Origin of the sequence: Carnobacterium sp. FSL E2-0243 (genome assembly GCF_038003605.1) — a bacterium.
Classification (GTDB): domain Bacteria; phylum Bacillota; class Bacilli; order Lactobacillales; family Carnobacteriaceae; genus Carnobacterium; species Carnobacterium maltaromaticum.
The window spans coordinates 967,488-980,954 of the sequence record NZ_JBBOPM010000001.1 but is presented as its reverse complement, the minus strand read 5'-3'; the positions used below and the strand labels follow the sequence as shown (position 1 = coordinate 980,954).

Annotated in this window: 16 protein-coding genes, 1 tRNA gene and 1 pseudogene; 7 read left to right on the top strand and 11 right to left on the bottom strand. The window is 33.9% G+C overall.

Translation table 11 applies throughout. From position 1 onward, the window contains the following. Positions 1-130 precede the first annotated feature (130 nt). Positions 131-337, bottom strand: a complete 207-nt coding sequence (locus MHI00_RS04470) for a helix-turn-helix transcriptional regulator (protein WP_341111456.1) — start codon at positions 335-337, stop codon at positions 131-133. 148 nt (positions 338-485) lie between these two features. Between MHI00_RS04470 and MHI00_RS04465 the strand changes: the two genes are divergently transcribed. Beyond that, positions 486-785 carry a hypothetical protein gene (locus MHI00_RS04465; protein ID WP_318589083.1) on the top strand — a complete coding sequence of 100 codons (300 nt, stop codon included), beginning with the start codon at positions 486-488 and terminating at the stop codon, positions 783-785. Between the two features lie 67 nt (positions 786-852). Here the strand turns inward: MHI00_RS04465 and MHI00_RS04460 are convergent, their stop codons facing one another. The 4 genes from MHI00_RS04460 to MHI00_RS04445 are packed head-to-tail and all read right to left on the bottom strand — an operon-like array spanning position 853 to position 2,426. Then, positions 853-1,047, bottom strand: a complete 195-nt coding sequence (locus tag MHI00_RS04460; RefSeq protein ID WP_341111452.1) for a hypothetical protein — start codon at positions 1,045-1,047, stop codon at positions 853-855. Positions 1,048-1,068: 21 nt separating this feature from the next. Further along, positions 1,069-1,398, bottom strand: a complete 330-nt coding sequence (locus tag MHI00_RS04455; RefSeq protein ID WP_341111450.1) for a DUF771 domain-containing protein — start codon at positions 1,396-1,398, stop codon at positions 1,069-1,071. 12 nt (positions 1,399-1,410) lie between these two features. Next, positions 1,411-2,190: a phage antirepressor gene (locus MHI00_RS04450; protein WP_341111447.1), complete on the bottom strand. Its 780-nt coding sequence runs from the start codon at positions 2,188-2,190 to the stop codon at positions 1,411-1,413. An 11-nt stretch (positions 2,191-2,201) separates the two neighbouring features. Next, positions 2,202-2,426: a helix-turn-helix transcriptional regulator gene (locus tag MHI00_RS04445; protein WP_341111445.1), complete on the bottom strand. Its 225-nt coding sequence runs from the start codon at positions 2,424-2,426 to the stop codon at positions 2,202-2,204. A gap of 139 nt (positions 2,427-2,565) precedes the next feature. Between MHI00_RS04445 and MHI00_RS04440 the strand changes: the two genes are divergently transcribed. The 4 genes and pseudogenes from MHI00_RS04440 (at position 2,566) to MHI00_RS04425 (ending at position 5,656) form a co-directional block, all read left to right on the top strand. Then, positions 2,566-2,904, top strand: coding sequence for a helix-turn-helix domain-containing protein (locus tag MHI00_RS04440; protein ID WP_057000205.1), 339 nt, complete (start codon positions 2,566-2,568; stop codon positions 2,902-2,904). Positions 2,905-2,916: 12 nt separating this feature from the next. Beyond that, positions 2,917-3,381: a toxin gene (locus tag MHI00_RS04435; protein WP_341111442.1), complete on the top strand. Its 465-nt coding sequence runs from the start codon at positions 2,917-2,919 to the stop codon at positions 3,379-3,381. 703 nt (positions 3,382-4,084) lie between these two features. Further along, positions 4,085-4,393, top strand: a pseudogene (locus tag MHI00_RS17710) (Ltp family lipoprotein); the annotation flags it as partial. A 117-nt stretch (positions 4,394-4,510) separates the two neighbouring features. After that, positions 4,511-5,656 (top strand): tyrosine-type recombinase/integrase, encoded by a 1,146-nt coding sequence (locus tag MHI00_RS04425; protein ID WP_341111438.1) that lies wholly within the window; start codon positions 4,511-4,513, stop codon positions 5,654-5,656. A gap of 123 nt (positions 5,657-5,779) precedes the next feature. Here MHI00_RS04425 and MHI00_RS04420 read toward each other — a convergent pair. Beyond that, positions 5,780-5,851: transfer RNA gene (locus tag MHI00_RS04420), tRNA-Arg, on the bottom strand. Positions 5,852-6,140: 289 nt separating this feature from the next. Between MHI00_RS04420 and clpP the strand changes: the two genes are divergently transcribed. Both clpP and MHI00_RS04410 read left to right on the top strand, forming a co-directional pair. Next, positions 6,141-6,737, top strand: coding sequence for an ATP-dependent Clp endopeptidase proteolytic subunit ClpP (clpP, locus tag MHI00_RS04415; protein ID WP_010051618.1), 597 nt, complete (start codon positions 6,141-6,143; stop codon positions 6,735-6,737). Between the two features lie 114 nt (positions 6,738-6,851). Further along, on the top strand, positions 6,852-7,382 hold the full coding sequence (locus tag MHI00_RS04410) for a DsbA family protein (RefSeq protein WP_187957811.1): 531 nt from the start codon (positions 6,852-6,854) through the stop codon (positions 7,380-7,382). Positions 7,383-7,442: 60 nt separating this feature from the next. Here MHI00_RS04410 and whiA read toward each other — a convergent pair whose 3' ends face one another. The 5 genes from whiA to trxB form a co-directional block, all read right to left on the bottom strand. Further along, positions 7,443-8,390: a DNA-binding protein WhiA gene (gene whiA / locus MHI00_RS04405; protein ID WP_010051612.1), complete on the bottom strand. Its 948-nt coding sequence runs from the start codon at positions 8,388-8,390 to the stop codon at positions 7,443-7,445. A gap of 44 nt (positions 8,391-8,434) precedes the next feature. Then, positions 8,435-9,430, bottom strand: coding sequence for a gluconeogenesis factor YvcK family protein (locus MHI00_RS04400; RefSeq protein WP_015077183.1), 996 nt, complete (start codon positions 9,428-9,430; stop codon positions 8,435-8,437). Continuing rightward, on the bottom strand, positions 9,427-10,314 hold the full coding sequence (gene rapZ / locus MHI00_RS04395; protein WP_010051608.1) for an RNase adapter RapZ: 888 nt from the start codon (positions 10,312-10,314) through the stop codon (positions 9,427-9,429). Before rapZ ends, MHI00_RS04400 begins: the two co-directional genes overlap by 4 nt. 228 nt (positions 10,315-10,542) lie before the next feature. Further along, positions 10,543-12,270, bottom strand: coding sequence for a phospho-sugar mutase (locus MHI00_RS04390; protein ID WP_332628860.1), 1,728 nt, complete (start codon positions 12,268-12,270; stop codon positions 10,543-10,545). Between the two features lie 184 nt (positions 12,271-12,454). Next, positions 12,455-13,402 carry a thioredoxin-disulfide reductase gene (trxB, locus tag MHI00_RS04385; RefSeq protein ID WP_010051606.1) on the bottom strand — a complete coding sequence of 316 codons (948 nt, stop codon included), beginning with the start codon at positions 13,400-13,402 and terminating at the stop codon, positions 12,455-12,457. Between the last annotated feature and the right edge of the window lie 65 nt (positions 13,403-13,467).

Here is a 13,467-nt window from a genome sequence, read left to right as displayed (position 1 = left end):
ATAAGCCACATCTTTCCGAACGTCCTTGTAGCAGTCGTAAGAATGCACGATAGGACGATTACGATAAACAATTGATAGTATCAGTAATACAAAAAGTACAAATGCTACCATACATATGAGTACAAACTGGTTAAACTCCATTTCTGTTTTCCTCCCTCAATTCATTAAGACTAACACCAAGAGCATCAGCAATTTTACAAGCTAGTTCAAAGCTCGGTTTTTTTATTCTGCCCTTTTTTAATTCTGTTATAGTTCCTCTCGAAACCTTCATTCTTTTAGCTAGCTCATACTGACTTATTTTTTGTTTTACCATGATCTCACTTATTACTTTCCACATACCTACAACACTCTCCCTTGTATAAGAACATACATTCTGCACAGTATGTTGTGCTAAACTCTAAAATAGTTTATAATAGAAAATGTATTAATTACTATCTCACTAATAGATTTAATGCTTAAATTTAAAACGAAATGAGGTGTTATAAATGGGTAAAAATTTTAAAATTACAGGACTTGATAAGCTTGAAAAAAATTTAAAAGATTTAGGTGGAGAAAACAAAGTACCTCTTTCTGAATTATTCTCAAATAAATTTATGCAAAAAAATTCGACTTTTACGAGTTTCTCTGAATTTGCTGACGAAAGTACTTTTGATTTTTCAGATATCGAATCTATACCAGAAGACGAATTAGACATTTTCATTACGAAAAAAACTAACTTTGCCTCTTGGAAAGAAATGCTAAACTCAGCTTCTAAAGAATGGGCAATAAAAAAACTTCAATTTTAAAATCATTTATCTTTTCTAATGTTTTTAACTGGTTAGATTGTTCTTTAAAAATACTAAGAATCAATTCTTAAATATCTAATTTAAATTCAACACCAGTCACTAATGCGTATAAATTTCCTTTTGATTTGGGCGATTTATCTAGTATTTTCATTAGTGGCTTTTTATTTAATATTGAATCGATTAAACTATTTGTTTCACTAACCATTACTGGGAAATTCTCACCATTTTCTTTGTAGAAATAAACCACTTGAAATTTTTTCATCACTTGCCCCTCCAGTTCCCTCTATTTAACCGACATAATTTCCGGAAAATGTTCTTCTAAGAAATCAGACATAGGCTGTGCCAACATTTCCCAATAGCTACCAGTTCCTTTGCTATACTTCACAAATCCCCCATTTTTAATATTTAATATCTTTTCAAAATGCGGTTGGTAAAAAATGTTTTCGGTTAACCAAGCATAGTCATGGCCAGTTCTTTCTTTAATATCAGCCATCGTCCACCACTTGCCTTTTAAGCTCTGACCCTTTAATTCGCTGTACTCAGATTTCTTTATGATTATTGAGTCCGCTGGGACTTGCCAAACAATGTTTAATTCAACTGTTTGTTGTTCCATATTGATCCCCTCCTATGCTAGTTGTTGTTGCTCAATAATCGGCAACACATCGTTTTCCTTTAGCAAATTGTAAATAAACAAATGCCCCTTCTGAGTCCATTTCGTACTAGGTTTTAAATTATCGCTTCCTTGCACAGGTAACAGTTCAGTATGCGTATAGCCTTTATCTTGATATTTGCTATAAAGCAACCACGTTCCACTTTGTTTATATTGGATACCTAATTTATGCAACAATTCATTCATAGCTTGTCCGGACATCCCATAATTTTTGGCTATAACAGTGATTGTTACTAAACTTTTATTTTTTAGAATGCTGTCATAGTAATCCGCTTTTGGCTGCAACTCGTTTACTCGTTGTTCTGCTACAAGGCGCAATGTACGTTCTTCTTTTAATTTAGTAGCTGCTGCAATTAATAAATCAGGGTTGTCTAGCAGTTCGTCTGTAGCGTACATTCCGTTTTTTCGGAGCGAAGGCAAGACATCCATCGCTAACCAGTCTTGGAATTTTTCAGCAACTTCGTTGTTTGCTTTGAAGGCTAATTTGTATACCATCGGTTCACTGATGAAAGAACCTTTCGCCACTTGTGGAGAAATCACTGTCCCCACTTGTGGGGATGACAAGTTTAAATATTTATTTACTCTTTCCCATCGAACTACTTCGTTTCCACTTTTGGCAATCTGGGTAATCCCTATACTTCTTGCTACACTTTCTACATCAAATAATGATTCGCCATTTTCTGACCTTACTTCTAATTGAAATAACTCGTTGTTGAATTTTTGTAAGTTTGTCATTTTAAGAACTCCTACCTTGTTTTTATTTTGTCACCATATTGGTGCTTTCTAGGTAAAAAAATATCTTCCATACATAAATTAAATAAGGTTGATAATGCAAACATTTCATCTTGGCTGAATTGTTGAATCCCATTTTCTTTGTTACGATAAGTTTGAACTGCGATACCTAAGTAGCTAGCAACTCTTTTTTGTGTTAGCTTTTTAGACTTTCTTAAAACAAAAAGTTTTAGTTGCATGTGTCTCACCTCCATGAATACATAATAGCACCATTTCGGTGCTATGTAAACAAATAAGTGCGAAAAGTAATAAAAAAGTTCCATTATGGTGCTATCTATGATATCATTAATTAAATTACTTCATTAAAGGAGAAATAAAATGCATTTAAACGAATTCGTTGGGAATAAAATTAAAACATTTAGAGAAGCTAGAGGAATGACTCAAGATATGCTAGCAGACAAACTCAATACAACAAGACAGACTATAAGCAGATACGAAAACGGGGACCGAAAAGCCAATCAAGATGTTTTATTTGAATTATCAGTGATATTCGGAGTTAAAGTTGATGATTTTTTTCCTTCACGAGACAACATTTCGGAGGAAAGTCCATTAGCAACAATTGCGGCACATATGGCAAATAGCGAGAAAAAACTAACAAAATCTGATATAGATAAAATTAATGATTATATTGATTTAATCTTAGATTCAAAAAAATAACGGGGTTGGTATATGAATAGTTATGAGGTTCTATTAGATGAAATATGTAGTAACATAAATGTTGTAGAAGCTGAATTGTTTAACGCTACCGGACTTCTTGGAGTTTATAAAGAAGGTAAAGGCATTATCATTGATAAAAACATGGAAACTGATTTGAAAAAAACAACCTTGATGGAAGAATATATGCATAGTAAATATACTGTTGGCAATATTTTGGATCAAACTAGCATAGAAAATAGAAAGCAAGAACTTTTGGCCAGAAAATATGCTTATATTGAACTAGTTCCTTTAGAAGCATTAATTGAAGCCTACAGTTTAGGACTGACGCAGTATTATGAAGTAGCAGATTTCCTCGAAGTGGACATTGAATTTTTATGGAATGCTACTAATTATTATAAATCAACCTATGGTACAATGTTTCAATATAAAGGTGTGTTAATTTATTTTAGTAATACGATTACAATGGAATTTAAATAAAAAATCCCTAGAGAGTGCTGGAACACTACTAAGGATTAATACCCACGTTATCAAATATGGTATATAAATATTATATCATAGGAGTGGAGAAATGAAAAAAATTGTTATTGTTGGTGTTTCAATTTTATGTTTGTTAACATTTTCAGCTTGTTCAAACAATGATAAACACGATTCAAAGCCTGAAGAAGTTAGTAAAAAAGATTTAGAAAAACTGAAAGTAAATGAAAAAGAAATGGATCCGAATGAAGATTTACAAGGTTATGTCTATTTTTCTGGAAAATTTACTGGAAAAGGATTAGTTGCCATCGAGGATGAAGACGGTAATGATATAGAAGTATCGAAACTTGATTCTGACGGTAACTTTAATTTAAAGGTTAACGGAACTTTAAAAAAACAATCATTAAAAATTAGAGCTGGATCAAAAAAAGTAAAAGTTACTGTTCTTCCTTTAGATAAAGATTTTGAAGAAAAGAAAAAAGCTGAAGCTGAAAAAAATAAACTAATTGGCGAAAAAGTTAGGCAAACCCAAGAGGAAAACCGAATAAAAAAAGAAGCCGAAGATAAATTAGCAGCGGAAGCCAAAGCCGAAGAAGATAGAATAAAAAAAGAAGCTGAAGATAAGCGTATAGCCGAAGAAGAACGGTTAAAAAAAGAGGCTGAAGATAAACGAATCGCAGAAGAACAAGCAAAAGAAGCGATTGCCAACCTTCCTACAGAATATAAATCTGCCTTAAATAAGGCTTATGCTTATTCTGAAAAGATGGCGATGTCTAAAATGGGACTATATGATCAATTAACATCCGAATATGGAGAAAAATTTTCTCCTGAAGCTGCTCAGTATGCTATAGATAATGTAAAAGCTGATTGGAATGCAAATGCATTAACTAAAGCTAGAAACTATCAAGATAGTATGTCAATGTCGCCAGAAGCAATAAGAGATCAACTAACTTCTGAGTATGGAGAAAAATTCACCCCAGAAGAGGCTGATTATGCGATTCAAAATTTAAATTAATTGATAAAAAAGAACATTCCCTCAATCTTGGCGGACAGAGGAATGTTCATCTAAAAAATAACCTTATGATAGGCTTCTTTTCTATGCCTATTGTATCATAAAATAGGAGTGAAAAAAATGGCAAGTTTTAAGAAGTTAAAAACAGGATGGCAATACAGAATTTCCTATAAAGAAAATGGTGTTTATAAAACAAAAAATGGTAATGGCTTCCCTAATAAAAGAGCTGCTCAAGTTGCTGCTAATGCGATTGAAAGTAAATTATTCAAAGGTGCGCAACTAAATGGCGGTGAGATTCTACTATCAGACTACTTTGAAACATGGATTAATACTTATAAGATTGGCAAATACACATTAGGAACTGATCAAGTTTATAAAGGTACTCTAAAATTGATAAAAAATCATTTGCCAGGAATTAAATTAAAGGAATTGACTAAAAAAGAATATCAAACATTTATTGATAAATACGCAGAAGGACATTCTAAAGAATCAACTCGGAAACGAAATTCTCATATAAGAGCTTGCCTAGCTGATGCCATAGATGAAAAAATAATATTTTCAGACCCTACTCGCAAGGTTGTAATATCTGGTAAGAAACCTCCTAAAAATAAAGATGACAAATTTTTAAGCTATGAAGATTATAAAAAATTGATTGAGGAATTAAAATCAAATCTAAATCCATTATATGTCGGTAGGTATATGATTCTTTTAGGCGCATCGACTGGAGCAAGATTCTCAGAAATATGTGGACTTACCTGGAATGATATTGATTTTAAGAATAGAACTATAGATATTAATAAAAACTGGGATTACAAAGATAAACTCGATTTCAAAACGACTAAAACAGAATCTTCTAACCGTAAGATTTCAATAGATAATGACATTATTGAAATACTTAAAGGATATCAAAAAGACCAAATAGAAATCTTAGATAAATTTGGTGTAGAGAATGATAAGAATTTAGTATTCTTAAATTACGAAGGTAACATCATCGCCAATTCCTCATGTAATAAGACCCTTATTAAGCTCTGTGACAGACTTGAAATAAATCCGATAACATTCCACGGATTAAGACACACTCACGCCTCTATCCTCTTGTATAAGGGAATAAACCTTATTACGATATCAAAGAGATTAGGACACGCTGAATTAACGACTACATCAAATATATATAGCCACATCGTTAAAGAAATGGAAGAATCAGATTCTTTGAAGATAAATTCGATTATGGAAGGACTATTTAATTCGGATGACAATGCAAAATAGAATGCAAAATGTTTTGCATTCCTTACATTTTGATACGTTCTTTACTAAAATATAAAAACCGTCTAACGCCTTATATATCAAGGGTTTAGACGGTTTTTCTGTTTACTTGCATTCTTGCCGATATGTCTCCTGAGGGAATCGAACCCCCATCTCAAGAACCGGAATCTTACGTGATATCCATTACACTAAGGAGACTTTTCAGAAAAGCTCAACTACTACATTCTAGCTGAATTTTATAAAAAAGACAAGAAGAACTTACAAGTAATGCAAAATAAGAAGTTATTATTTTTTCATCTCTTTTAACCATTTATTGTATAAATAGACACTTTTCTTCATATTAGTAACTAAATCGATTTTCTCGCTTAATTATAAGCAAAAAAAATTGACCTTTATTGACCATTAGGTTAAAATACAATTAGTAACAGTTCTATTATTTATGTTACAATAACTAATGAAGTGAAACCTATGAAGGAGGAAATAACATATGAACTTAGTACCTACAGTCATTGAACAATCATCTAGAGGGGAACGCGCTTACGACATTTATTCTCGTCTTTTAAAAGATCGTATTATTATGCTAAGCGGAGCTATTGACGACAACGTCGCAAATGCTGTTATTGCCCAACTTTTATTTTTAGATGCTCAAGATTCAGAAAAAGATATTTACATCTACATCAATTCTCCCGGTGGAAGTGTAACAGCTGGCTTAGCCATCTACGATACAATGAACTTCATTAAAGCCGATGTTCAAACTATTGCAATGGGAATTGCAGCTTCAATGGGAAGCTTCTTATTAACAGCGGGAACTAAAGGCAAACGCTTTGCTTTACCAAATGCTGAAATTATGATTCACCAACCACTTGGTGGGGCTCAAGGACAAGCAACTGAAATTGAAATTGCCGCTCGTCATATTTTAAAAACACGCGAACGTTTAAATAAAATTTTAGCTGACCAAACTGGGCAACCAATTGAAGTAATTGAAAAAGATACAGATCGAGATAACTTTATGAGTGCTGATGAAGCCAAAGCCTATGGTTTAATTGATGAAATCATGGTAAATAGTAAATCTTTACCTAAATAAATCGCAGAGACTAGAAAGGTAAATTCGCCTTTCTAGTTTTTTATAGGCTAAAAACGTGTATACTCTGTGTATTCAAGGTACAATGGAAGAGTAAAATTTAAGGAGGAATTAAATATGGATATTAGTAAAATTAAAGCTTCTGAAGTTGGAACCACATTTGGAATTAAAATTGGAGAAGATAACGCTCCTGTTAAAGTCATTGAATTTATCAATTTGCGTTGCCCGTATTGCCGGAAATGGCATGACTTATCGAAAGATGTTTTAGCTAAATATGTTGCTGATGGAAAAATACAACGCATTGTAAAACATTTTGATAAAGAGAAACCTTCTCTACAAAAAGGCAACGTTGCACATCACCATATTGATTATTCTGACCCACAAAAAGCAGTCACTACAATTGATTATCTTTACGATCATCAAGATGATTGGGGTGATTTAGAAAACACTGAAGTTGCTAACTACGTGGAAAAAACACTTGGATTAGCAGATCAACCTAACGAAAAAGAAATAAAAGGAATTATTGCTGAAGCAGAAGCTGCCAATATATTCTTTGTACCAACAGTTATTATCGGAGAGCATATCTTCGATGAACATATTACAACAGCAGAATTAACTGAACTAATTGAAGCCGAACTAAGTAAATAAAAACAATAGAAAAACGAGAAATATATGTTTATTTTCCAACATACATTTCTCGCTTTTTTATTAAACTTTATTAACTAACTCTTTCCCTCTTAAATCATCTGCAATTTCATTTAATTTTCGTAGACGATGATTAATACCAGATTTACTAATTGCCCCACTTGGAACAATCTCACCCAATTCTTTTAAGCTAATATCTGGATTTTCTACTCGAGCAACTGCAATCTCTCGTAATTTTTCTGGTAGTTTATCTAGCCCTAACATTTCATCAATGTACATTATATTGTCGATTTGCTTGCCTGCTGCATTAATCACCTTATTTAAATTGGCATTTTCACAATTCACTAAGCGATTAACTGAGTTTCGCATATCTCTTACAATACGAACATCTTCAAATTTTAACATTCCTGTTGAAGCCCCGATTAATGCTAAAAAATCAGCAATCTTTTCAGCTTCTTTTAAATACGTAATGTAGCCATTTCGACGCTCAAGTGTTCTCGCATTTAAACCAAAATGATTCATCATTTGGCAAATATCATTATTATGTTCTTCATAAATTGAATAAATTTCTAAGTGATACCGGCTTGTTTCGGGATTATTAACTGAACCCCCAGCTAAAAATGCACCTCTTAGATAAGAGCGAATTTTTTGTGGATTGTATAATACTTCGTCTGCAACATGGGCATGAAAAAGTAAACCATCCATAATCGATAAATCAGATAAAACTTCTTTTGTCCCTTGTTTCAAACGCACAATATACACATTGTTTTTCTTTAATTTCATTTTACGACGCACAAGCAATTCACTTTCAACTTCATAATGATCTTTTAATAAGACATAAATACGTCTAGCAATTGCTGCATTTTCAGTTTGAACATTTAAAATAAATTTTTGATTCAATAAGCTTACAGCACCATTCATTCGAATTAATGCAGCTAACTCAGCTTTTGCATGTTCTTTATGAACTTCTAAAGTCGTTAATTCTTTTTTCACATCTGAAGCATATGACATACTAAGCTCCCCCTTTCCACTACTAGCCTCGGCACGTAGTACTTTTATACTTTAGCACCAAATGCTAGGCGAAAGAGCTCTTCAACTACTTTATCGCCATCATGAAAGACACCATCATCTCTCAACTCTAAAAAGTCTGCCGAAACGACTTTACAGCCTTCATTTCTTAAGCCTTCAAAATCATGGGAAACCTGAACTAGATATTCATCATAGCGTTCTTTATCCAAATATCCTTCTGGAACATGCTCCGTATTTACCAAAACTGTGCTAATAAATTTAGCCTCAAGATGCTCATGCAACACACGAATATGTTCTGCATCAGAAAAATTCTCTGTTTCTCCTAGTTGAGTCATAATATTGCATATGTGAACAACCTCTGCTTTTGTTTCAACTACAGCTTTGCCCAAATCTGAGATCATCAGATTTGGCAATATACTTGTAAACAAGCTACCAGGTCCTAAAACAACCATATCCGCATCCATAATAGCAGCAATAACTTCACGTGATGCTTTCGCTTCATGATTATTTTCAGTTGGAGTAACAAACACGCGTTTTATTTTTTTTCGATCCAAAGCTATTTTAGATTCACCAGAAACTTGAGTGCCATCTTCAAAAATTGCATGTAAAATCAAGGCTTCTTCGGCGGCTGGATAAACATGTCCTTCCACGCGCATCATTTGAGATAGCACTTGAATTGCTTCAAAAACATTGCCTCGCATTTCAGAAATCGCTGCAATAATTAAATTTCCTATGGCATGACCTGCTAAAAAATCATCCTCTGTATCAAAACGATATTGAAAAATCTCTTGTTGCATCTCAGGAATATCTGAAAGTGACAATAATACATTTCGAATATCCCCAGGGGGAACAACATTTACATAATTACGTAATGTGCCACTACTTCCACCATCATCCGCTACAGTGACGATTGCGGTAATATCTGCATTCTGTGCTTTTAATCCTTTTAAAATAACAGGAAGTCCTGTTCCACCGCCAATTACAACCATTTTTGGTTTGCGATTGCGTTTAATTGTTGTCATGAGCGATTCACAGTCTCCTTACGTTTCCCCTTATCACGATGGGAAATATTTACTTTGTAGTCATCTGCAATCAATTGACGACCGATTCTTTCAGATAATGCTACTGATCGATGTTGCCCACCTGTACAACCAATCGCAATTGTAACATTATTTTTACCTTCTTTTTTGTATCCAGGTAATACATACTCTAATAAATCAATAAATTTTCGGTAAAAAAGCTCCGTTTCAGGTTGTTGCATAACATAATCGTAAACTGGTTTATCCATCCCAGTTAACGGACGTAAATTGTCGATATAATGAGGATTTGGTAAAAATCGGACATCCATTACCACATCAGCATCAATTGGCAAACCATATTTAAAACCAAACGAAACAACTTCAACACGAAATAGCTGTGTATCATCTGTTTTAAAACTCGACATGATTTTTTCTCGAAGCTGTCTAGGCGTTACATCACTGGTATCTATCACCATTTGAGCACGGCCTTTAATATCCGCTAACAAAGCTCTTTCAGTGCGAATTCCGTCCATGATACGGCCATCCATAGCTAAGGGATGTGTTCTTCGTGTTTCTTTGTAACGAGAAACCAATTCTTCATCACTTGCTTCTAAGAATAAAATTTTAGTCGTGATAAATGATGTATTATCCATCGTCCCAATCGCAGACATAATTTCCTCAAAAAATGCTCTTGAACGTAAATCTATTACTAATGCAATTTTCGTTAATTTACCAGATTCTTTTACTAATTCCCAAAATTTAGGTAATAAACTCGGTGGCATATTATCTACACAAAAGTAACCCATATCCTCAAAACTTTGCATAGCAACAGTTTTTCCTGCTCCACTCATTCCTGTAATAATAACTAATTGAAGGCTATCAACCATCGAATCATCTCCTTCTACTCTCTTGTTCTTCATCTATTATAACATACCGGGCGTATCATAGGAACTAGATTATTCTTTCGCACATTTCTATCTAAATATTGTGGTCCTAAAAAAGAAGTGACTATGACAAAAATCCCTTTTTAAGTGAAAATAAATCTGAACCAAAATAAAAAATAGCATGAAATCAATTTTTATAAAAACTGATTTCATGCTATTTTATGACTAAACTTATGCGTTGATTAATGTTTGAATTGTTTTCTCAAATTCTGCAACTTTTTTGTCTACTTCTACAGCCGATGAAGCAACTGCTGCAATATAGAATTTAATTTTTGGCTCTGTCCCAGATGGGCGAATAGCAATCCAACTACCATCAGCTAAACTGTATTTCAACACATTTGCCGCGGGCATGTCGATTGTTTCAACTTTACCATCACTATAAATTCTCTGACTTGCATCAAAGTCTTCCATGCTTGCTACTGAGATACCAGCAAACTCAATTGGAGCTTCTTCACGGAATTTAGCCATTAGGGCTTTAATTTTAGCAGAACCTTCAATTCCAGCTAATGTAACAGAAATTGTTTTTTCTTCATAATAGCCATATGTGGCATAAATATCTTGTAGTCCATCATACATAGTTTTTCCTTGTTTTTTATAAAATGCTGCTACTTCTGCAACTAAAACAAGGGCTTGGATTGCATCTTTATCACGAACAAATGGTTTAACTAAATAACCATAACTTTCTTCAAAACCAAATAAGAAAGTTTGAGTATGATCCATTTCATATTGTTTAATTTTTTCAGCGATAAATTTGAACCCAGTTAAAACATCAACCATTTTAATTGAGAAACTCTTAGCAATAGCGGTTGCTAATTCACTAGAAACAATTGATTTTAAGACCACTCCATTACTTTGTAATGTGCCTGCCTCTTTTTGAGCAGTTAACAAATAATGTAGCATTAATGAGGCAATTTGGTTACCTGATAAAACTTCATAATGACCAGCTGGAACCTTGACTGCAATTCCCAATCGGTCTGCATCAGGGTCCGTTGCAACCAATACGTCTGCATTCTCTTTTTCACCTAAACGAATTGCGTATTCAAAAGCACTGTGTTCTTCTGGATTAGGTGACTTAATCGTTGGAAAATTAGGATCGGGAATCGCTTGTTCAGGTACAACGCTAATACTAGCAAAACCAGCATTTTTCAAAGCACGCTCCCCTAACATTTGACCCGTTCCATGTAATGGAGTAAAGACCAATTTCATCTCTTTACTCATTTCTTTCACTAAATCTGAGTTAACAGTGACTGTCTTAACTAGTTCTAAGTAAGGCGCATCAACATCCTCACCTAAAATCGTTAATAGATTTGATTTTTTTAAGTCTTCCTCTGAAAGAACATCAATAGTTAAGCTGTTTTTTATTCCACGAACATACTCAGTTAACGCATCTGCTTCTTTAGGTGGCATTTGCCCACCATCTTCACCATAAACCTTATACCCGTTATATTCAGCAGGGTTATGGCTAGCTGTAATCATAATACCAGCATAAGCATTCTTAAAACGAACAGCAAATGATAGTTCAGGTGTTGGTCTTAGACTTTCAAAAACATAAGATGGAATCCCATGTGCTCCAAGTGTTTTAGCCGCTTCCATCGCAAATTCCGGTGACTGATGTCTTGAATCAAAAGCAATCGCTACACCACGTTTTTTCGTTTCTTCACCTAAACTATCCATAAATCGAGCTAAACCTTCTGTTGCTTGTCTAACCGTATAGATATTCATCCGATTCACGCCAACACCTAAAACCCCGCGCATTCCTGCTGTTCCAAATTCAAGTGGCGCATAAAAAGCATCTTCTAGCATTTTTTCATTCTCTGCTAAAGATACCAATTCTTCTTTTAAATTAGTCTCCAAATCTTCAAAATTTCCCCATGTTTCATACGTTGTCTTCCATGTCATTTCAACCCATCCTCTACTCATTTTATATAAATCATCAAGCCTTTGTTTCTATCGTCTTGATTATACCATATCAATCTAAAGGCTTTCATTAACTTTAAGTAAATATTCTCATTTCCTACTTAAATAGCTTTTAAAACAGAAAAAGCTGTAGCCATTTATTGGTAAATAGCTACAGCTTAGATTTTTATTTTTCTAATGTTTCCATTAACTCTTCAATATATTTGAAAACAGCTTGTCCTGCTTGACCACCATCACCAACAGCAGTTGTTACTTGGCGTAATGATTTTTGGCGTACATCGCCAACAGCAAAAATGCCTGGTAGCTTAGTTTCCATTTCCTCGTTTGTCACAATCCAACCTTCGTCATCTGTAATACCAAGGTTTAGAAAAGCTTTTGTTTGAGGCAATATACCCACATAAATAAATGCTCCATCAGCAGAAATCTCGCGCTTAGAACCATCTTTGGTATCAACCAAAACAGCCCCAGTAACTTTCATATCGTCCCCGTGAATTTCTTCTACAACAGAATTCCATGCAAAATCAACTTTTTCATTTTTAAAAGCCCGATCTTGTAAAATCTTTTGCGCTCTTAACTCCTCACGACGATGAACAATTGTTACCTTGCTAGCAAATTGAGTCAGATAAACACCTTCTTCGACCGCTGAGTCTCCTCCACCAATTACAATTAATTCTTTATTTCGGAAAAAGGCTCCATCACAAACGGCACAATAAGATACACCTCGCCCATTGTACTCATTTTCTCCTGCAACACCTAACTTACGGTGCTCAGCACCAGAAGCAATAATAATGGCACGGGTTCTATATTCTTTATTTCCAGCTATAATTGTTTTATAGGCTACTCCATCAATAACTTCTTTAACATCTCCATAAGCATATTCAGCACCAAACTGCTTAGCACCTTCAAACATTTTATCTGATAATTCTGGTCCTAATATACTTAAAAAACCTGGATAATTTTCAATTTCTGCAGTGTTAATCATTTGTCCACCAGGAACACCACGCTCTAACATTAGCGTTGATAAATTAGATCTTGATGCATACAAAGCAGCAGTCATCCCCGCTGGACCAGATCCAATAATTATAACATCATAGATTTTTTCAATAACTTCCATCTTAGTACCCCATTCCATTCTTTCTATATATCTTTACTTTACCTTTTATTTACTAACTAGTCTAT